The sequence below is a fragment of the Eubacterium album genome (genome assembly GCF_025336545.1).
Taxonomy (GTDB): domain Bacteria; phylum Bacillota; class Clostridia; order Lachnospirales; family Lachnospiraceae; genus Eubacterium_U; species Eubacterium_U album.
Genome location: NZ_JAODBU010000007.1, coordinates 100,979 through 123,593, shown reverse-complemented (window position 1 = coordinate 123,593; position 22,615 = coordinate 100,979). Strand labels below are relative to the sequence as shown.

At 31.1% G+C, this 22,615-nt stretch carries 18 protein-coding genes; 4 read left to right on the top strand and 14 right to left on the bottom strand.

The genetic code is table 11. From position 1 onward, the window contains the following. Positions 1-163: 163 nt before the first annotated feature. From N5B56_RS08160 to N5B56_RS08150, 3 genes are all read right to left on the bottom strand, one after another. Positions 164-3,133: a hybrid sensor histidine kinase/response regulator gene (locus N5B56_RS08160; protein ID WP_260978709.1), complete on the bottom strand. Its 2,970-nt coding sequence runs from the start codon at positions 3,131-3,133 to the stop codon at positions 164-166. A gap of 294 nt (positions 3,134-3,427) precedes the next feature. Beyond that, on the bottom strand, positions 3,428-5,038 hold the full coding sequence (locus N5B56_RS08155) for a DEAD/DEAH box helicase (RefSeq protein ID WP_022088336.1): 1,611 nt from the start codon (positions 5,036-5,038) through the stop codon (positions 3,428-3,430). A 301-nt stretch (positions 5,039-5,339) separates the two neighbouring features. Beyond that, on the bottom strand, positions 5,340-6,509 hold the full coding sequence (locus tag N5B56_RS08150) for a cation diffusion facilitator family transporter (RefSeq protein ID WP_260978708.1): 1,170 nt from the start codon (positions 6,507-6,509) through the stop codon (positions 5,340-5,342). Between the two features lie 478 nt (positions 6,510-6,987). Here N5B56_RS08150 and N5B56_RS08145 point away from each other — a divergent pair, with 478 nt between their 5' ends. The 3 genes from N5B56_RS08145 to N5B56_RS08135 all read left to right on the top strand — a co-directional run bounded on the left by N5B56_RS08145 (position 6,988) and on the right by N5B56_RS08135 (position 9,452). Beyond that, a complete protein-coding gene (locus N5B56_RS08145) occupies positions 6,988-7,944 on the top strand; it encodes a TAXI family TRAP transporter solute-binding subunit (RefSeq protein ID WP_243053243.1) in 957 nt (318 codons plus the stop codon). A gap of 23 nt (positions 7,945-7,967) precedes the next feature. Then, complete coding sequence (gltS, locus tag N5B56_RS08140) at positions 7,968-9,155, top strand: sodium/glutamate symporter (RefSeq protein ID WP_117909669.1); 1,188 nt, start codon at positions 7,968-7,970, stop codon at positions 9,153-9,155. Between the two features lie 111 nt (positions 9,156-9,266). Next, the gene (locus N5B56_RS08135) at positions 9,267-9,452 is read left to right on the top strand and encodes a hypothetical protein (RefSeq protein WP_022088332.1); all 186 of its coding nucleotides are present in this window, start codon (positions 9,267-9,269) and stop codon (positions 9,450-9,452) included. Positions 9,453-9,865: 413 nt separating this feature from the next. On the opposite strand, the gene gdhA is transcribed toward N5B56_RS08135, so the two are convergent. The 3 genes from gdhA to spoVAD all read right to left on the bottom strand — a co-directional run bounded on the left by gdhA (position 9,866) and on the right by spoVAD (position 12,968). Then, on the bottom strand, positions 9,866-11,200 hold the full coding sequence (gdhA, locus tag N5B56_RS08130) for an NADP-specific glutamate dehydrogenase (protein ID WP_117909671.1): 1,335 nt from the start codon (positions 11,198-11,200) through the stop codon (positions 9,866-9,868). Between the two features lie 350 nt (positions 11,201-11,550). After that, entirely contained in the window at positions 11,551-11,904 is a 354-nt protein-coding gene (locus N5B56_RS08125; RefSeq protein WP_022088330.1) for a SpoVA/SpoVAEb family sporulation membrane protein, read from the bottom strand. A gap of 53 nt (positions 11,905-11,957) precedes the next feature. After that, positions 11,958-12,968: a stage V sporulation protein AD gene (gene spoVAD / locus N5B56_RS08120; RefSeq protein WP_022088329.1), complete on the bottom strand. Its 1,011-nt coding sequence runs from the start codon at positions 12,966-12,968 to the stop codon at positions 11,958-11,960. 325 nt (positions 12,969-13,293) lie between these two features. On the opposite strand from spoVAD, the gene putP reads away from it, so the two are divergent. Then, a complete protein-coding gene (gene putP, locus N5B56_RS08115) occupies positions 13,294-14,835 on the top strand; it encodes a sodium/proline symporter PutP (RefSeq protein ID WP_118565465.1) in 1,542 nt (513 codons plus the stop codon). 117 nt (positions 14,836-14,952) lie between these two features. Here putP and N5B56_RS08110 read toward each other — a convergent pair whose 3' ends face one another. From N5B56_RS08110 to N5B56_RS08075, 8 genes are all read right to left on the bottom strand, one after another. Then, a complete protein-coding gene (locus N5B56_RS08110; protein ID WP_022088327.1) occupies positions 14,953-15,777 on the bottom strand; it encodes a Cof-type HAD-IIB family hydrolase in 825 nt (274 codons plus the stop codon). A 150-nt stretch (positions 15,778-15,927) separates the two neighbouring features. Continuing rightward, positions 15,928-16,890 carry an NAD(P)/FAD-dependent oxidoreductase gene (locus tag N5B56_RS08105; protein ID WP_260978707.1) on the bottom strand — a complete coding sequence of 321 codons (963 nt, stop codon included), beginning with the start codon at positions 16,888-16,890 and terminating at the stop codon, positions 15,928-15,930. 155 nt (positions 16,891-17,045) lie between these two features. After that, positions 17,046-19,064, bottom strand: a complete 2,019-nt coding sequence (locus N5B56_RS08100) for an LTA synthase family protein (protein WP_260978706.1) — start codon at positions 19,062-19,064, stop codon at positions 17,046-17,048. A 301-nt stretch (positions 19,065-19,365) separates the two neighbouring features. Beyond that, positions 19,366-19,902: a rubrerythrin gene (gene rbr, locus N5B56_RS08095; RefSeq protein ID WP_022088324.1), complete on the bottom strand. Its 537-nt coding sequence runs from the start codon at positions 19,900-19,902 to the stop codon at positions 19,366-19,368. Between the two features lie 26 nt (positions 19,903-19,928). Next, positions 19,929-20,324: a DUF2752 domain-containing protein gene (locus tag N5B56_RS08090; protein WP_158574515.1), complete on the bottom strand. Its 396-nt coding sequence runs from the start codon at positions 20,322-20,324 to the stop codon at positions 19,929-19,931. 276 nt (positions 20,325-20,600) lie between these two features. Further along, positions 20,601-21,125 (bottom strand): SpoVA/SpoVAEb family sporulation membrane protein, encoded by a 525-nt coding sequence (locus N5B56_RS08085; protein ID WP_117909682.1) that lies wholly within the window; start codon positions 21,123-21,125, stop codon positions 20,601-20,603. A gap of 81 nt (positions 21,126-21,206) precedes the next feature. After that, positions 21,207-21,635 carry a stage V sporulation protein AB gene (locus N5B56_RS08080; RefSeq protein WP_158562653.1) on the bottom strand — a complete coding sequence of 143 codons (429 nt, stop codon included), beginning with the start codon at positions 21,633-21,635 and terminating at the stop codon, positions 21,207-21,209. A 36-nt stretch (positions 21,636-21,671) separates the two neighbouring features. Then, a complete protein-coding gene (locus tag N5B56_RS08075; protein ID WP_260978705.1) occupies positions 21,672-22,298 on the bottom strand; it encodes a stage V sporulation protein AA in 627 nt (208 codons plus the stop codon). Between the last annotated feature and the right edge of the window lie 317 nt (positions 22,299-22,615).

Sequence of the window (22,615 nt, the reverse complement as noted above, 5' to 3'; positions counted from 1 at the left end):
AAACAAAGAACCACAAATAAAACAATGTTTTATTTGAAAATTAAGTTTATAAACTTTGTCTTACAATATACAAATAAAAATGCGTAGTGTTTCAATTTACACTACGCATTTTTATGTATTAAATGATACTATAAACCGTATTTAATTTTTCTTATAAGCTAATCTACAGCCATTTTTGTAGTATCTCATCTAATTCTTTTATATCTACAGGTTTAGCTATATGTTCATTCATTCCTGCTGCTTTTGCTGTAAGAATATCTTCCACAAACGCATTCGCTGTTACTGCTATAATTGGAATTGTATGAACATCTTTTCTCTGATCCATTTGTCGAATTGCTTCTGCAGCCTGATATCCATTCATAATCGGCATCTGTATATCCATGAACACAATATCGTAATAATTCTCAGGTTCGCTTTCCAATTTTTCAACTGCAACTTTACCATTTTCTGCACGGTCTACTTTGATTCCAGTCATATTAAGCATTTCTCTCATAATCTCTGCATTAAGTTCATTGTCTTCAACTACAAGTGCTCTACGATTACTATAGTCTTCATTCTTAAGTACAGATAGCGGATTCTCTTCTTCCTGATTATTATTAAGCAATTGCTTAAATGTCGTCGTAAGCCTTGACTTAAACAACGGTTTAGAAATGAATGCATTAACACCGGCTGCTTTTGCTTCTTCTTCTATATCGCTCCAGTCATATGCCGACATAATTATTATCGGAACATCTTTTCCAACAGCTTTTCTTATCTCTTTTGTTGTTTCTATTCCGTTCATTTCCGGCATATTCAAGTCAATTATAGCTGCATAAAAATCATCATTCTTTTCATGTTCTTCAACAACTCTTGTAACGGCTTCTTTTCCTGTTGTAACACCTTCGCTGTTCATTCCAATAGAATTTAAAACTTTGCACGTTGAATCACATACAACTTTTTCATCGTCAACAACTAAAACCTTTAAGTTTATTAATTCCTTATCTGTTTCCTCTTTATCATCCTGTAACTTTAGAACCATTGTAACGGTAAACCTGGAACCTTTGTTTATTTCACTTTCAACCTGAATTTCTCCTCCCATCATGTGAATTATATTATTAACAATAGCCATTCCTAAACCGGTACCCTGTATCTTATCAATTCGGCTGTCCTCTGCCCTCTCGAATGGGACAAATATTTTCTTGACAAATTCTTTAGACATACCAATTCCTGTGTCTTCAAATATAAATTCAAAACAGGACGTTGACTTGCTATGTGTAGGTTTTTCATTTACCGTAATACTAATTTTTCCTCCATTTGGAGTATACTTAATTGAATTGCTTATAATATTGGTAAATATCTTCTGTATTCGAATACTGTCGCCTATAACCTTTTCATGCTTCATATTTTCTATCGACACATTCAAATCAAGATTCTTATTTTTCACATCGCCCTTTACCAATTCAAGGACGTCTTCAAGCAATACTGATAACTCAATATCTTCATCCACAAGTTTAATATTACCTGATTCAATTCTGGACATATCCAAAACTTCATTGATTAATCCAAGCAAAAGTTTGCTTGAAGAAGTAATCTTCTTTAAGCATTCTAACATTCTGTCTTTATCATCTATATAACTTCCTGCAAGAGCCGTCATTCCAATAATGGCGTTCATAGGAGTTCTTATATCATGAGACATTTTTGATAAGAAATCACTTTTTGCATTACTTGCATTTTCTGCTGCCTGATACGCTTCTCTAAGTGCTTCCTGATCACGGACTTCTTTTTTCTTTAGTTCCGTTTCGTCCTGAGATGCCATTAATACCTTTGTAGGTACACCTCTTCTTCTTTCTACACAAAGAACAGCCAGATTTGTCCATCTAAATTCATTATCTGTATCAAATTCTTCTGAATATTCAAGGCTAAAACTATCTTTTCCAAAATCTAATTGTTCTATAAGTTTTTCTCTTTGCAACATCGTATCTACTGATGTATGCTTTTCATCATTTTTAAAACATTTGCTAAATATATTCTGAAGGATATCGCCATAACTACCTTCAAATCCGATTCCGGGTAGCTTTTTATTTTCATCTTCTATTATATATTCGTATTTATCTTCATCTAAATCTACTAAAATAAATCTATCAAACATCTGCGTTATTGCAGTTACAATATTCTCAACAGATTCTTTTTCATTCATTATATTACGTTGTTTTTTTACATTAAACACAACCGTTCCTATTAAATAAATAATGAAAAATACCGCTAAAATAGTTACAAGTCTCCAACTATCCTTATTGGCAGTTGCATTCAGTTTATTCGTAGCCTCAACAGGGAATGCCTGAACTAAAATAAGACCACTGTTTTCAAGCCTCATCATATATGCACTTGATTCATAATTTTTACCATGTATTTCAAATGCATATTGATTTTTGTTCTTTAAGCTGTTTCTTAATTCCGCTATACCATTATCATCCATCAGATTGTGTTCTTTAAGGTAACTTGTTAATGTTGTTCTTTGTAAAATACCTACTGAATTTGCAACTATTTCTCCTGATTCACTACAAATAAACGCTGTTGAAGTATAACCAAACAGTTTTGTATTCATAAATTTCTTTAATGTTGCATCATCAAAATTTCCTACTAATACTCCCGCTATCTCTCCGTCCTTCTCTACCGGGGCAAAGAAGCATATTCTGTTTTGCATATCAGAATTACCTAATGGATTTAATGCTATAACCGTATCACCTTTTAACGCATCATAATACGCTATTACATTTGCAAATGTGTATTCTTTATTATCCTGATCAATTCCAATTCCATACTTATTTACATAAATTAAACTTTCAAAGCTCACATTCTGATTAAGTGATTCTATATCATGTGCTGTTACATTTCCGTTCTCATCAATAATTTGTCCAAATAATTTACCTATTGATTTAATACTTTCCTTTGCATCAACTAACAGACGGTCTATTATCTGTTCATTCTGCATGGTACTTATCTTTATATACTGTGCAGTTTGTTCCGAAACTCTCTTTCTCGTCGTCTGTATATTCATCAATACTGCTAGAGCAACAGCAAATATCATCACCCCTAATGATAAACTCCCCATCATTCGTCCTAAATGACTATTTTTACTATTCTCTAATTTCAATTTTTCTCCTTTAATTACATTCCGGATTGTTTAGCTTGCAAATTTACCTCCTTACAAATTATTTTTACGTTGCAATTTATATCTAATCAAATCTGAAATTTTCGTATTAATTCATAATTTTTATAAAATAAATGCTATCAGTGCGAAACATAAATTTCTCATTCTAACAGCATTTTTACTTCGGTCATTTATTCTATTATCACTTATTAATGTTACTCCTTTTAGGTTGTTATGTCAACATTTGCAGCCTTTATGTTTTAGATTTTCCATAAATTATTTTACAAAATTTTTACGTTATTTTTGTTTATTTTTTCTTTTGTTTGTTTCAGATTTTTTATTCTTTTTTTCTGTAAATTTTCTGCTACTATTTTCGGATTCTACAAATCCCTTTTTTCTTCTTTTTTTATCTGATTCATTATTTTTACCATTATATTTCTTCTTTTCTGCTTCACTATTTTTTCTATTATATATGTTCTTTCTTCCTTTCTCTGTTTGTTTCCCATTTTCTGTACGTCTGTTCTTTACTGCTTTATTTTTTCTACCTATACCATTATTTTTTCTTTCTTTTCGTACAATTACAAGTGGTTTAACATCTGATAAGCCGCTATAATCATTATTTTTTCTATTCATCATATCCATTAATGCTAAAGTAATTTTTTCCAAAGAATATCCTTCTTCAATTAACATTTCAACAATTTCTTTTTGATTTGAACTATTGTGCTTATCCATAAATTTCTTTAATCTGTTAATGTTTCGCTGATAATCCTGAGTTTTTATTTCATCAACTGTCGGAAGTTTACTTTCAATAATTTCACATTTAGCATATCTTTCAATGTATCGTAAATCTTCTAGTTGTTTTCTTCCATCTATTAATGTAAATGATTTTCCTTCATTTCCTGCTCTTCCGGTTCTTCCGATTCTATGAACATAATATTCATTATCTTCAGGTAAATCATAATTAATTACAATATCAAGATTGTTAACATCAATTCCTCTTGCTGCCACATCTGTTGCAACAAGAATATTAAATGTACCTTTCTTAAACTGGTTCATTACATTTGTTCGCTGTTGCTGTTTTACATCACCATGTAACCCCTGTGCTAAAAATTTATTTTTTCCAAGGAAATCTACCAACTCATCAACCATTCTCTTCGTATTACAAAAAATAATTGCAAGTTTTGGTCTGTAATATCTAAGCAACAATGCTGTAGCACTTTTCTTTTTATTTTTATCTACAAGATAAAATCTTTGTTCGATACTGTCTACAGTCATTTGCTTATTTTTTATTTTAATTAATTCAGGATTTTTCTGATAATTATTTGTAATATCCAATATTTCCTTTGGCATTGTAGCTGAAAACAGAATTGTCTGTCTGTCATCAGGTGTAGCCTTTAATATAGTTTCAATATCTTCTCTAAATCCCATATTAAGCATTTCATCCGCTTCATCTAACACGACCATCTTTAACTGTTCTAATTTAAGGCTTTTTCTGCGGATATGGTCCATAACTCTTCCCGGTGTTCCAACTACAATATGACTTCCTTCACGCAAATGTTTAAACTGTCTTTCTATGTTCTGCCCTCCGAATATAGATACTACATTTAATCCTTTTATGTATTTTGCAAATTTTCTTAATTCTTCTGCTGCCTGCAATGCTAATTCTCTTGTTGGGCATAGTATAAGAACCTGATTTAATTTTTTGTTCATTGTCATATCTACAAGTTCTATCGCCGGTATTCCAAATGAAGCAGTCTTTCCACTTCCCGTCTGGCTAAATCCTATTACATCTTTTCCTTCCATAATTGCCGGAATGCTTTTTTCCTGTATTGGAGTTGCTTCTTCATATCCTAAATCTTTTACTGCTTTCTTTATTTCATCTGATATATTTAATTCCTGAAACTTCATCCTTACTTTTCCTTTCTCAATATTAATTTTATAATCAAAAATAAACTTTTATAAATATAAATTTTCTCTGTTATAAAAAGCAAAAAACGTCAAAAAATAAAAACATCACAAAGACACTTTTACTTTTTGACGTCGACTTTAAATGGTAACACATTTAATTCTGTTTTGCAAATATGTTTCTAATATTTTAATATATATTATTACATATTCTCTTATTTTTTATATTAATACACATTTTCTATACAGAATATCTTCCCATTTTTATTTCAAACTATTTTACTTTACTTTTGATGCAGATTTGTTAATTTCCAATATAATCTTCTTCTATTTTCATCACAACTCTATATTTATCATCAAGTTCACTTATCTTCTCTTCAATATTATTTTTTATTTCATCATGTTTCTTTTCTACACAAAATGGAACAACAACATCAAATATAAGATTTGTATGTGTATCTCCTGTTATCATTCTAAAATCATGTATGGACATATGTTCATCTATACTTTTAACTATGTTTTCAACTTTACTTCTTGTATCTGTAACCACCTGATTATCAACTTCAATCGGATCCATGTGAATTACTGCCTCACATCCTATCTTTTCCTGTAGTTCAGATTCAATATTGTCTATCATGTCATGTAATTTATATACATTTTCATTTCCGGGAACTTCTGTGTGCAGTGAAATCATCATTCTACCCGGGCCATAATCATGAACAACCAAATCATGAATTCCGTATACTAATTCATGTTTCATTACAATATCATGAATTTTGTCCACAAGTTCAGGCTCTGGTATTTTACCTAAAAGCGGAGATATCGTATCCTTAAACGCACCAATTCCTGCATATATAATCAAAATTGCTACTAAAAGTCCGCATATACCATCTATATTTATTCCAAACTTCATATTAACAAGTACACATATTAATACTACTGTTGTAGCCACGGAATCACTTAAGCTGTCTATTGCTGTTGCTTTCATTGTTACTGAATCTATTTTCTTTCCTATACCCGTATTGTAAAATGCCATATACAATTTTACACAAATAGATATAAGTAATATTGTTATAGCCAAAATACTAGATTCTAATTCCTGTGGATGAATAATTTTATCAACAGAACTCTTCGCTAGTTCAAGTCCCATTAATATTATCAGACAGGAAACTGCCATTCCTGATACATATTCAAATCTCCCATGTCCAAACGGATGCTCTGTATCAGGTTTCTTTCCTGCAAACCAAAAGCCTACTAATGTTATTATTGATGAACCTGCATCTGACAAATTGTTAAATGCATCTGCTGTAATTGAAATTGCACCCGTTAACACTCCTGCAAAATATTTTCCAACAAATAAACATATGTTTAAAAAAATTCCAACTACACTACACAATGTGCCATATGCTTTTCTTCCTTGAGAATCATTCATCTTTACGTCTTTCAAAAAAATTTTAGCCAATGCTGTAACCATTTTCTATTCCCTCTAAAAAAAATTTTTTCATCTAATATTATGATATTGCTTTTATAAAATGATATGCTTTTTACCAACAACTAATATTTATTTCTTAAGCATCTATATCTGCACTCTTTTAATATTATTTAACACTTATCAAAATTAGACTCATATTATATTTGTTTTCAACAACTAACTTTTCCTAAACGTAGAACAACAGGTACATTATATGTACCTGTTGTTCTACGTTAAAGTTATATATATATCAATCAAAAATTATTCTTTTCAACGGCATATTTTGCGTATTAATATAGTATATTTCATTTTACTACTTTGGTCAAGATATTTGATTAAAATAGCGCATATGTGTACTTTTCTTTTTATCCTGTTTTTTATTTTTTCTTCCTATTTCTTATTTTTTCATTCCATTTAACTTTATTTTATTGTAAAATATTAGTTAGGTGTGTCCTAAATTTACGTAAAGGAGAATTTTAATTTGAAAAAATTTTTATGTATTTTACTTAGCCTCACAACACTTATGTTATCAGGCTGTGGCATTAAAAATGAAAAAATTCGATTTGGCTCTGCCGGTATTGGTGGAATGTATTATACTTTTGGAAATGCATTCACGGAACTTGCTACTAAAGAAAACGATAAGTTTAACTTTGAAGTAAAATCTACTGCTGGTTCAGCTGCAAACATACGATTATTATCTAAAAATTATATTGAAATGGGAATTGCTCAGGCTGATTTAATTAATGATGCCTATAACGGAACCGGAATATTTGTCAGTACCCAGTGTTCTGGTTACAAGGCAATCGCGGCATTATACCCTGAAGCCTGCCAGATTGTTGTTCACAATGATTCAGGCATAAATTCAATCGATGATTTACTAGGTAAAAAAGTCAGCATCGGTGAAAGTAATTCAGGTACTGAACAGACTGCTAATTTAATTTTACAACTTAACGGCTTATCAGACAAACTAGTAGACACTTTAAATTATGACTATACTACTGCCGCCGGCAAATTACAATCCGGTGAAATTGATGCATTTTTCTGTACTGCAGGATTGCGCACAACAATAATAGAAGAATTAGCACAACAATGTCCTATTAAATTTTTAAGCATTAGCGATTCATGTTCTAAAAAACTTGAATCTGCTTACGATACTTATGTTGACTATACAATTCCGGCGAATACTTATACCGGACAAACTGAAGAAATAAAAACAGTAGCTGTTCAAGCTGTTTTACTTGCTAGTAACGAATTGTCTGACATCGTTGTAGAATCTTTAACAGAATTTTTATTTGAACATTCAGCGGATCTTCAATATTCCGTTCCTGTGAATTTACAGCTCGATGAAACTTCTGCCGTTAAAGGTATTTCCATTCCGTTTCATCCAGGTGCAGTAAAATATTATAAAAAGCACAACATAAAAGTAAAATCTGAATAAATTTGTCTAAGGAAAGGAGTTTTATGGATATACAATTAGATATGTATCAGACACTTGCCATCGCAGTAGTCGTTTTAATACTCGGGCAGTTTTTGAAGCATAAAATTTATTTTTTGGAAAAGTTTTGCATTCCTGCCCCTGTTATTGGTGGTTTGCTATTTGCCATATTTACATGCATATGTCATTCAACGGGATTAATCGAATTTTCGTTTGATGATACCCTTCGTGAAGTGTGTATGGTATTTTTCTTTACATCAGTTGGTTTTCAAGCCAATTTAAAGGTTTTAAAAAGTGGTGGTAAATCTCTTTTTATTTTCCTATTACTAGTTATAACGCTTATTGTTTCTCAGAATTTTCTTGCTGTTGGGATGTCACATTTTCTTGACTTAGACCCACTTATAGGAATGTGTACCGGTTCAATTCCAATGGTAGGAGGTCACGGAACTGCCGGAGCATTTGGTCCTGTACTTGAAGATTTTAACATTAGCGGAGCTACAACCATTTGTACTGCTGCTGCAACATTTGGTTTAATTGCAGGAAGTTTAATCGGTGGTCCTATTGGTCGTCGTCTTATTGAGAAGAAAAATCTTTTGAACACAGTTGTTGCAGAAGATGACAGTCTTTTAATCGAAGACGAAAAAAGGCATGAAAGACATGCAAATATGTATGCAATGGCAGTATATCAGTTGATTCTTGCTATTGGTATAGGAACTATTTTTTCATGGATGTTAACTAAAACAGGCTTAACATTTCCTATTTATATTGGAGCAATGATTGCAGCTGCTTTAATAAGAAATATTGGAGAATATTCAGGCCAATTTGATATATGTATGGGTGAAATAAATGACCTTGGTGGTATTTGTCTTTCATTATTCTTAGGTATAGCCATGATTACACTTAAATTGTGGCAATTAGCATCTTTGGCATTACCACTTGTTATGCTTTTAGGTGCACAGGTTATTTTAATTTTTCTTTTCACATATTTTGTTATATTCAATATTATGGGGAAGGATTACGATGCTGCTGTTCTTGCAGCGGGAACATGTGGATTCGGTATGGGCGCTACACCAAATGCAATGGCAAACATGCAGGCTCTATGCGACAGATATGCACCTTCAATAAAAGCCTATTTGTTAATTCCGCTTGTTGGTAGTTTATTTGCAGACTTTATTAACAGTCTTGTTATTACATTTTTCATCAACCTGTTGTAGATTACAAAGTATTAAAATTTAACTATAAAAATTTAAATATCAATGAATTAAGATACGTTTCACTCTCATAACAAAATTGTAAATTTATTTATAAAGTATTTGGAGGTAATTATGGAGTTTAAGAAATCAAAAAAATTTAATAAAAAACACGACTTTAATCTTTCTATTGATAATTTAGCTATCCCTGAGATTCATACACACAAGCAGGATGATACTTTAAAAGCCACTAAGGATCAGCCTTCTGTAAACTATGATACAGCTATACCGGAGATTCATATTAAGAAGAAAAAACAGTAAAATCTAATATATTAAAAACACTACATTTTTTCTATGAACAGATATTATTAAAATATATTAAAAGACTGCATTTTTGCTATCACTTAATATTGTTACGATACCGTAAATAAAGATGTCGATTATATTATCGTATCTACTCTGCAATATTAAATTTATCGAAAATACAGTCTTTGTTTTTTTTATTTTTTTAATATTTCTTTTCTAAACTTTTTCCATATTTTATCATCCATTATTGGTGCCAGACAATGTTTTCCGTTAACATCAAAATGTCTTATTATCTTATTCGCATTAGGACAATATCTTTGTATATATTTTATTAATTTTCTTACTGATTTTAATAAGAGCTATCGCATACACGATAGCCCTGTTAAGACGTTATAACGTCAATTATTGCATTATAATGTGTTTTCTAATTAGCAAACACCCTGTGCTTCCATAGCTTCTGCAACCTTTTCAAATCCGGCAATGTTAGCACCTACTACGTAGTTACCTTCAAATCCGTATCTCTTAGCTGCATCACTAATGTTATGGTAAATGTTAACCATGATTGTCTGTAATTTAGCGTCAACTTCTTCAAATGTCCATGAAAGTCTTTCGCTGTTCTGTGACATTTCAAGAGCTGATGTAGCAACACCACCTGCATTAGCAGCCTTACCACCAACGAACCAAACTCCGTTTTCCTGTAAGTATTCTGTTGCATCAATTGTTGTAGGCATGTTAGCGCCTTCACAAACTGCCTTACATCCATTAGCTACTAACTGTTTAGCATCATCGATAAGTAATTCGTTCTGTGTAGCGCATGGAAGAGCGATATCACATTTAATCTGCCATACTCCACGTCCTTCATGATATTCAGCTGAAGGTCTTGCAGCAGCATATTCTGTAAGTCTTGCTCTCTTAACTTCTTTAACTTCTTTAAGAAGGTCTACATCGATTCCTTCAGGATCATAAATCCAACCTGTTGAATCTGAACATGTAACAACCTTAGCACCCATCTGATGAGCTTTCTGAATAGCATAGATAGCAACGTTACCAGCACCTGAAACAACTACTGTCTTGCCTTCCATACTTTCGCCATGGTCTTTCATTAATTCCTGTGTTAAGTAAAGTAATCCGTATCCTGTAGCTTCTGTTCTTGCTAAAGAACCACCGTATGTAAGTCCCTTACCTGTAAGAACACCTTCGTATAATCCACGGATTCTCTTATACTGACCGAACATGTATCCGATTTCTCTTGCACCTGTTCCGATATCACCTGCTGGTACGTCAGTGTCAGCACCGATATACTTGCAAAGTTCTGTCATAAAGCTCTGGCAGAATGCCATAACTTCTCTATCTGATTTTCCCTTAGGATCGAAATCAGAACCACCTTTACCACCACCGATTGGAAGGCCTGTAAGTGAATTCTTGAAAATCTGTTCGAAACCTAAGAATTTAATAATACCAATATTTACTGATGGGTGAAGTCTTAAACCACCCTTGTATGGTCCAATAGCTGAGTTAAACTGTACTCTGTAACCTGTGTTAACCTGTACCTGTCCCTTATCATCAACCCAAGGAACTCTGAACTTAAACTGTCTTTCCGGTTCACAAATTCTTTCAAGTAAAGCTTCTCTTCTATACTTTTCCTCGTTTGCATCAATTACAGGTCTAAGTGAATTTAATACTTCTTCAACTGCCTGTAAAAATTCTGGTTCACTAGCATTCTTTTCTTTAACCTTTGCTAATACCTCGTCTACATATGACATTTTGTAGTCCTCCTTAATATATTTTTACTTAATCCTTGTAAATGCGTCAAAATTTATCTTCCGATGCCATTCACATGACTACAATTATATTATATAGACTTTATTTTTTCAACTATTCTTCTGTTCTTTATTTAATAAATTAAGTAATGATTGATAATTTTAAGCACAAATTAAGTTCTATCCTTTATTTTCAACGTTTAAACTTAATAATCAAAAGTATTGACTTTTTTTAATGTAGTCAGCACCTCATTTTATCCGTCTGTTTGTTAATTTATTAACATTTTCCTTTATAAAACAAACATTTATTTTATGTTTTTTATACATTAAATAAATCATAAATATATTTATTTCTATTGCATTTTTGATTTAAAGAACCATGAACCAACATAGCTCAATATTAATGCTGCCGATATACCAATGGCACTTGCGGTAAATCCTCCTTCAAATATTCCAATTAGTCCATCCTTGTCTATATGTTCTGCCATTCCCTTCCATAAGTTATTTCCAAATCCAATAAGAGGTACACTTGCCCCTGCTCCTGCCCAATCAATTAAAGGCTGATATAAACCAAAGAAACCAAGTATAGTACCTAAAACTACTAATAAAACCATAACCCTTCCCGGTAACAATTTTGTTTTATCCAGTAAAATCTGAACTAATGCACAAATTATTCCGCCTATTAAAAAACTTTTTAAAAATATCATTTTTTCTCACTTTCTAACCTAATTTTCGTTTTACAATTTCATTTTCTAAATCATTACACACTTTCAATCACTACAAGATGAGCAATTCCCGGAACAGACTTTCCCTGATTAAAGCTTATAGGTGACATCAAAGCACCCGTTGGGATAAATAAAATTTTCTTCCACGCTTTTTTCTTCAGTTGTTTAAATACATAACTTGTAAGTACTGTCGCAGAACATCCGCATCCACTTCCTCCTGAATGAGTATCCTGATTTTCTTTATCAAACATTTCAATTCCACAATCCATATGCACTTTCGAAATATCTATTCCCTTTCGTTTCAGCAAATCAATTAGTATCGCCTGCCCTACATATCCTAAATCACCTGTTATTATTTTGTCATAATCATCAGGAGCGGTTCCAAAATCATTTAAATGATTATAAATAACATCTGCTGCCGCCGGAGCCATACATGCCCCCATATTCTGGGCATCCTTCACTCCATAGTCAATTATCTTTCCCGTTGTTACTCCTGTAATTCTTGCAAATCCTTTTCTTTTTGTAACTATTGCCGCTCCGCACCCTGTAACAGTCCATGTTGCCGAAAATGGTCTTTGATTTCCATATTCTAATGGAAATCTAAATTGTCTCTCTGCGCTTCCAAAATGACTTGACGCCATGGCTATTACATTTTCTCCATAACCTGCTGCAACCATCATTGCTGCCAGACTTAATCCTTCGCCCATAGTTGAACATGCACCATATAGTCCCATAAATGGGATTTCATAATCCATTATTCCAAATGTGGTTGCTATTAACTGTCCTAACAAATCACCTGCAAAAATATATCTTATATCCTCTTTTTTTAATCCTGATTTTAACAACAGTTTTTGCACGGTTTCTTTTTGCAGTAAACTTTCTGCTTCTTCCCAGCTTTTACTTCCAAGCATTGGATCCTGCTCAATCACATCAAATAATTTTCCAAGTGGGCCTTCTCCTTCTTTAGGTCCAACTACAGATGCTCCCTCAAAAATATATGGGGCTTCCGCAAATTTAACACTTTGCTTTCCTATCATTTCTCCCATAATATTGATTTCCTCCCGATTTCATTAATTTTTCTATAATTAGTATTTGCATTGTAATATTTTATTATTCACTTTATTTTGTTTATAAAATTGCTTATTTGTAGATTTTTGTTGATAATTTCTTATTTTTTTCATAAAATAGTAGAATATATGCGTTTATTTACGGCATTTTTATTGCTTATGAAAATTTACGATTATACTTTACTTAAGATTTCTGATTTTCTAGCGAATAACAAATGAAATAAACCAAATTATAGTAAATTTATTTTTGCACGAATATTAGTCTAATTCGTGTGGTTCTAATTTTGAACAGTAAGGAGGAAAAATGACTACATCTGAAATTGGCATTCTTATTGCCATTATTGGCTATATGATAGGAATGATTTGTATAGGTTTTTACTATACAAAAAAGAGCCGAACAACACATGACTTTTATCTTGGGGGTAGAAAGCTTGGTCCTTTTGTTACAGCAATGAGTGCCGAAGCTTCTGACATGAGCAGCTGGTTACTTATGGGATTGCCCGGAGTTGCTTACTTTACAGGCGTAGCTGATGCTTTTTGGACAGCTGCCGGACTTGCAATAGGTACATATGTTAACTGGTTAATTGTTGCTAAAAGAATCAGACATTACTCATATGTTTCAAGGAATTCTATTACTTTACCTGACTTCTTTGCAAACAGATACAGAGATAATTCAAATATTTTAAAATTTATTTCCGCAACTATTATAATTATTTTCTTTGTTCCATATACAGCTTCAGGTTTTGCTGCCTGTGGAAAATTATTTAACCGTTTATTCGGAATTGATTATATGACAGCCATGATTTTTAGTGCTATCGTTATTGTAGCTTACACTTCACTTGGTGGTTTCTTAGCTGCAAGTACAACTGACTTAATCCAGAGTATTATTATGTCCATAGCACTTGCAATCGTCCTTTTCTATGGAGTTAATTCTGTAGGTGGAATGGATGTTGTATATTCAAATGTAAAAGATTTATCAGGATATTTAAGTTTAACTCATTTATATGATGCAACAACAAATTCAGCAACAAATTATGGATTCTTGTCAATTGCATCTACTCTTGCCTGGGGATTAGGATATTTTGGTATGCCTCATATCTTATTGAGATTTATGGCTATTGAAGATTCAAGAAAACTTACTTTATCAAGAAGAATTGCAACAATCTGGGTTGTTATTTCAATGGCTATTGCAGTATCAATTGGTATAATAGGATACAGCATGTCTATAAATGGAATTGTTCCAAGTTTTGGTTCTTCCTCAGAAGCTGAAACAATTATCGTACAGATTGCTCACCATTTAAGCAATAACGGACTTTTATTTGCAATAGTTGCAGGATTGATTCTTGCCGGAATACTTGCATCAACAATGTCAACATCTGATTCACAGTTACTTGCTGCTTCATCAAGTGTTACTGAAAATCTTATTGGTGGTGTATTTAATATTAAATTATCTGCAAAAGCAAACATTATTGTTGCCCGTATTTCAGTTATTGCAATCTCAATAATTGCAGTTTTCCTTGCAAGTAATCCTAACAGTTCTGTATTTCAGATTGTTTCATTTGCATGGGCGGGATTTGGTGCAACATTTGGTCCTGTTGTTTTATTCTCATTATTCTGGAAGCGTTCAAATAAATATGGTGCTATTGCCGGAATGATTTCAGGTGGAATTATGGTATTTGTATGGAAATTTCTTGTTAGACCTATCGGTGGTTCATGGAATATTTACGAATTATTACCTGCATTTATTATCGCCTCACTATTCATTGTTGTTGTAAGTTTACTTACTCCTGAACCTGAGCAGGAAATTTACGATGAATTTGACAAAGTAAAGAGAATGACAAATTAATATCGGCTAATTTTAATTAAATGCGATTTACTATTTATAAAAAAAACGACTTTATTTGTAAGCTTTAAAAACTTCAATATAAAGTCGTTTTTTCTGTTTATAAACTAAATTTAATAATTATACTGCCTTCTTTTCATTGAAAATAAACTTTTCAATTACATGTACAATTCCATCATCGTCATTTGATTTGGTAACGTAATCTGCACTTTCTTTTACAATTTCCTGTGCATTTTCCATTGCAACACCAATTCCGGCATACTTAATCATTGATAAATCATTGAATCCATCACCACAGCATATTGTATTCTCTTTATTAAGTCCTAACATATTTACAAGAACATCTAAAGTTGCTGCTTTATCTACATTCTGTGGCATTATCTCAACGAAAAACGGTTCTGAACGATATATACTCAATTCATTTCCATACATTTCATTAAGCTTATTTTCTACTTCCAATGCTTTTTCAGGTTCTGCTGTCATAAGACATTTATTTACATTAAAGTTTACATAGTCCGGGAATGGAGCTACGTCTTTAATTCTTATACCATTAATCTTAGCTTCATGCTCCATATATTTATCATGACGTGTTCCTGTAACTACACATTCATCTTCATAAGTAACTAATCCAACATTATTTTCTTTTGCAAAATCATATAATATTCTAATATATTTTGCCGGTAATACCTGCTGGTATACAACTTCATTTGTTCTCCAGCTTGTTATCTTAGCTCCATTGTAAGATAATACAAATCCACCATAAACATCAAGTTCTAATTCATCTGCTATATCTATTATTCCTGCTGTTGGTCTTCCCGATGCTATAACAACTATGTGTCCATTTTTCTGCAACTTAATTATTGCTTCCTTTGTCTTAGATGTAATTTCCTTCTTACTGTTTGTAAGTGTTCCATCAATATCTAACACTAACATTTTTCTTTCCATTAAGTTTTCTCTCCTAATACATCAATTTCTGCTAAACAGTTGATTTTTCTTATATCTTGTATTCTATTAGTTTTAGCCTTTGTACTTTTGCATTCTATGTATTCTAGTACATAAAATTCATTTTGTAAACTTATTTTACTAAATTTTTCATTATTTTAATAAAATGGTTTCAATTATTTTTGCTGCTACTACTCCATCACTTGCAGATGTAATGACCTGCCGTATTTTTTTATGTGTAACATCACCTACTGCGTATATCCCATTAACTGACGTTTTTTTATCATCATCGACATAAATATAGTTATTTTCATCACGCTTAACACTTTTAGGAGCAATTTTACTTTCAGGTTCATAACCCACAAAAACAAATACACCATAACCTTCGTTATCTTCAAATTCCTTTGTATTTTTATTATTGTTTTCGTATTCTATATCTCCTATAGTTTCTTCATTGTATTCCGCTTCACTTTTAATTATTCCAACTCTCTGTACAAAATCATTTCCTGATACTTTTTCTATTTTAGAATTATAGAATACCTGTATTTTAGAATTGTCATTCAATTCTTTAACAATTGCTCCACTACAGGAAAGTTCATTTTTTCTTACTATCAAATTAACTTTTGATGCAAATTGTGCTAAAAATATACTTTCCTGACATGCAGAATATCCTGCTCCTACAACAAATACTTCTTTTTTCTCAAAAAATCTTCCATCGCATGTTGCACAATAAGACACTCCTTTTCCTATAAACTCTTCTTCGCCCTCAAAACCTGCCTTTTTGGGTGCTGCGCCTGTAGCTATAATTATTGCCCTACATTCTATTTTTCTCTTATCAGTAATAACAATTTTCTTATCATTTTCATCAATTATTTCTTTGGCAACTTCAAAAGAAAATTCTCCTCCATATCTTTCTCCCTGTTCATGAATACTGTCTGCCAAATCTTTTCCTGATATTTCATAAATTCCGGGATAATTCTTTACTTTTTGCGTAAGGGCAATTTGTCCTCCATAGCCTGATTTTTCCAATAATACCGCCTTAACCTTAGCTCTTGCCAAGTAAAGAGCTGCCGAAAGTCCTGCCGGTCCTCCACCAATAATTACTACATCATACATAAAAAACACCTCCATGTTTATTTTTTACCTAAAAGTAAAATAATATACATGAAGGTATCTTTCATATTACAATCCACTTTATAAAAATTCTATATTTGATTTCAAAGTATTAACATAAATAATATTCAATATACTTTTATATTTTTCGATGCATTTTATTTATTATCATTTATTTTGAAAAACTCATCTACCAAATGTTTCTTATCAAATACATTATTGTATTCAGAATAACAATAGTCCATTATTTTATCATAATATGGCGAAGATTTATCAAATGTGTGATAATATTTTCCGTCAGCTCCTATATATCCTCCGGCAGTAATTATTGGAATATCTTTTCTGATTTCGTTTACCATCTGTTGATATCCGCTCATAGAATTTCCTGCAAGTTCATCTACCATTGTTCCCATATAATTTGCACTTATCTTTACATCCGTTTGTTCCTCTATATCGTAATTTGCCCATATTACAAATGGAGTATTATACTTTTCAAACATTTTATATTCATCACCTAATGAAAATCCTTTTTCAACATTTTCATAAAAATGATTATTTAGCTTTGGCTGATGGTCACCAAACATTATAATCATTGTAGGTTCATCTACATTTGAAAAATATTCAACTAATTTTTTAAAAGCGTCATCTGATGCTTTCACCAGATTAAGATAAATATTTACATCATCACCATAATCTTTAATAGTTGATATGTCATCGGATAAATTGTCCCATTTTCTATCATAACTACTGTGATTTTGCATTGTCACATCAAATAAGAAAAATGGTTTTTTATCCTTTTTTCTATTTTGCTCGTATACTTTAATTATTTTATCAAAATTTCCTTCATCTGAAACATGATTTCTTATAACTTTAGCATTGTTAAATTCCGGTAAATCATAAAATTTATCAAATCCCAAAAGAGGATATACTTTGTTTCGCTTATATCCACTTCCCTTATACGGATGCATGGCCACCATTCCACCATAGCCTTGTGCTCTTAAAGTTGTAGCTAAAGAGGATGTTTTTCTGTTTATATAAGTCACATATGGAGTTGAACCTTTTGGCATAAATGCCATACTATTTGAAGTAAGCGCTTCATACTCTGTTTTTGATGTTCCACCTCCAAATATAGAAACAAACAAATCACCTTTTACTGTATTTTCAGTTAATCCATGTATAAATGGCATATAATCTTCATTTGTTTCGATATCTGATATTGATGAAAAATCTGCAAGTGCTTCATTCATAATCATTATAATATTAGGCTTTTTACCATTGCCTTTTATTCCGGGATATTGTGCTGAAATCTGTTCAACCTTATCTTCAGAATATCCTTCCGGTTTATGCCCCTTTATGTATCTGATACTATGTGTAAAGGTCAGATAATCCCCATATTTTCTGTAACTTTCCTGTGGTTTAAACATTTTAATTTTTAATGAATTATCAAATCTGCTACTCTGTATAAATAAAGAGAAACCACAAACAACTGCTAAGATTGCTATTCCTACTGAAATAAGTCTTTTCTTTCCCTTGAATAAATTATGCCTGTCTAATTTCAAAACATAAATGCTCAATACATATGTTAATATAACAAATAAATAACATCTGTAGCTCATCCTGTAATTATAATTTCCAGCCACATTTGCTGCTGTTGTTGCTGAAAAAATATCAACGGCTAAAACCGCTGTACCTCTAAATTTTATTACATAATAGTAAACCAGACCAAATACAACTGATATTATGTTTATTCCAATTATTGATGCTTTAAAGCTATTTGTAATAGCAAATATTATTAATACTATTATTGATATAATTATCAGATTAGCCATTATCTTATTTATCGAGAAATCCAATATTCTATGATGTGATGTATATTCTAACATAACAAAATTATAAGGAACCGATAAAATTACAAATAGAAATGAGGCTATTGTATTATATTTTTGTGGGATTTTGTCTTTGATTAATATTCCTATACTTCCTACAATAAAAAGAAATGTAATAATAACAATCCTTGATGGAATAAATCTATGTCTAAGATACATTAAATTCTGCTTCCAAAAGACAATATAAATTATGCACATTATAATCCATAATATTACATCTGCTATTAACTGTTTTTTATCTCTTTGAAATTTATTTTTAATATTTAAGTTTCCGTTACTCATTTTATACATTGTTGTCGCTCCTAATTATTACAATTTATTTATAACTCTAATATCTGATGTCGGTGTTCCGAGTTTTTTCACCCACTTATAATCAAACTCATGTTGGATTATACCTTTTGATTTTGCTATCATATTATATCAATATAAGATTAAGTAAATTTTATGTAAATTCTTAAGATTTACTTTCTTTTTTATTACAGAAAAATATTCCGGAGCGAAAATAAAACTCTCCTAAATAAAAATTCCAAAATGCTTTTCTTATGTTCACTTTAAAATTTTTGTTTTCGGAGAGTCTTTTAATTATTTTTATTTAATAATTTTCAGCTTTTACCTGGAAATATGACTGTGGGTGTGCACATACAGGACAAACTTCAGGAGCCTGTTTTCCAATACATATATGTCCACAATTGCTACACTGCCAGATTGTATCACCATCTTTTGAAAATACTAAACCTTTTTCAACATTTTCCAACAATTTCTTGTATCTTTCTTCATGTTCTTTTTCAATTGCTGCAACGCCTTCAAATAAAGTTGCTATTTCGTCAAATCCTTCTTCTCTGGCTTCTTTTGCAAATGTTGCATACATATCGGTCCATTCGTAGTTTTCACCTGCTGCTGCATCTGCTAAATTTTCTGCAGTAGTTCCAATTCCACCTTTTAATAATTTAAACCATATTTTTGCATGCTCTTTTTCATTTGCTGCAGTTTCTTCAAAAATATTGGCAATCTGAACATATCCTTCTTTTCTTGCTTTTGAAGCATAATAAGTATACTTATTTCTTGCCTCTGATTCTCCTGCAAATGCTGCTAATAAATTTTCTTCTGTCTTTGATCCTTTTAATTCCATTATGTAACCTCCTGTAAATTTAAATATTAAATCGGAAAACCTGCAGGTGTATAGTAAATCATTCTAATGATGTAATACACTATGGTTAGTCCGCAACATACAATCCAATAATAATCCATATATTTATATTTCTTTTCAAGTATATATCTTTGCACAAACATCATTGCAATTCCAATATCCCAAATGACAGCTGCTGCATTATAATGCATTGCAGCTTTAAAATGCCCTGTAAGAAGTGAAATACTGCCTCTGGTAAGTCCACATCCCGGACATGATATTTTAAATAATATCTTACTTGGACATATATCATTAAATATCAAAGATGTGATAAAAATGTAAATTATCACGCAACTTATAAGCGGATAATACTTTTTTATATCCTTAAAAATATTGTTAATTATTTTTTTTATTTCATTAATCACATTTATCGTCATTACTTTGTATTTTTCAAGTTAATTTCTTATTCTGTTTATACTATTAAAATAAGAAATTAACTCTCAACTCATTCTATATTTTCTATCTTTATTTTTCTTCTGATTACTAGTTTTATTGTAACACAATTTACCTAAAAAATGTCTTGTAAAATGTCTTTTTATTCTATAATATATCATTTTTATTTTATTATCAGTTAAAATCTAAACGCTTATTTTCTTTATTTCAACTGTTCTCTATTTTTGACTCAATTACTTTTATTATTATCACCATACTAAATTAATAATCCAATATATGATTCCTAATACCCAGCTGCTAAAAATTCCGTATAGAATAACCGGTCCTGCTATAGTAAATATTTTACATCCAATACCAAAGACCTGACCCTCTGCACCGAATTCTGTTGCCGATGATGCCACACCATTTGCAAATCCAGTAATCGGCACTAACGCACCTGCTCCACCAAATTTTCCAATCTTAGGATAAATATTGAGACCTGTTAATATTACACTTTCCGCTATCAATACAACCGTTGTCCAATTGACTGCCTGTTCTTTGTCCATTCCAAAGTATTTAAATAATTCAATCCAAACCTGCCCCATAAGACAAATTAATCCACCTGTAATAAACGCTTTTAGCATATTTTTCCATAATGAAAATGAAGGTGTTATATTTTCAACATATTGATTATACTCTTCTTTTGTTATATTTTCATTCCCAACACATTTGTCACTGCTATTATTTTTAAACTCTTTCTCATCATTTATATTTACTGTTTTGTCTCCACTCATTTTTCTTCTCCATCTACAATTTATTTTAATTACGTCGTTCTACTACTGTAATATATCAGACTAATTTACGTTCCATCAGCTTTAATTCATACTAAAAAAATAAATTAAAGCTCCAACTCCTTTTCCTAGAGCCACACTTAACACAATAAAGCTCAATCCTACTGCTAACTTCATTCTTCTTGCAAATATAGCTGTCGCATTTAACGCCTCGGCCAGAGAAATTGCCAAACATCCTACGAATATCCCATGACACAAACCTATTAATGCTAATAATTGATTTCCTAGTTTCATTCCCTCATAATTTAGTTCAAACACCCAGAATATATTAAATAGAATTGCACCAAAAGCAACTGCATTTTCATATTGTCTTACATATTTTGCAGTATGTGTCTTTTCAGCAAATCTTGTCATTACGCCTGTAGTCGTTATAAGTGCAAAAACTCCCGCTGCTATTATTCCACCACCTGCAAGTCCTATTATTGATAAAATTATTATTTGTACAATACTCATGAATTTCTCCATATTCTACATTTTATTTTCAGGACTTTATTTTAAATCCAGTTTTCCATCTTCTCTGTTATGCCCATCAACTAGTGCATCATTTATTTCATTTTCATATTTTCTCATTTCTGTTTCTATTGGAGTTGGATCTTTAGTAATTTTCTTTGGTCCAAAATGATTGTAAAATACTGTTATTCCCACTGCCAAACCTATGGCATAAGTAAGTTCTAAAATTTTTGCTCCACCAACTGTATCTTCGCTAATCTGTCCACTTATCTGCAAAAACATTTGGTCTATAGACACGTCATTATTGAATGACATAATAGAAAATCCTGCTCCGAAAAATAATAAAATACATATAATACCTGTCTTTAATATTTCTAATGGTTTACATGAAGTATTTGATTTTTTAAATTCTACAATACAATCTGTTTCTCCTATATTTGATATATCAACATTCTGAAATTTTTCATCTATTATTTCTATTATTTTCATAATCGAAATAACATATCTGTTACCTAATTCAGGCTTATCTGCTAATATTTTTATTGGTTTTATATTATTAACTATATTCTTATTTTTAGATTCTATTTTTGCTATATCCCCTATTGTCACCTTCTCATGAGTTACTTCCACACTTCTGTCCATTTTTATATAAACTGTATCACTCATTACATTTTCTGCCTTTCACTTGATTAACACTTATTATGTACATTTTTTGTAATTTTATTATTTTTTAATAATTAATACTAAAAAATTATGGTTTAAAAATAAGGATAATCGAATTTTTTTTAGTACACTCCTAACTTAACCTCAACTAGATTAGTTTCTCAAAAGCTTCGATTATCCAATTTCTTTCCAGCCTATGGCTTCATTAGTAAAAAAAGCAGATGGATTCTTATTCCTTTTTATTCTTAAGGAATATCATTCATCTGCCTTTCATCATTTTACAACATTATACTTTTTTCATTAATCTGTAATATTATAAT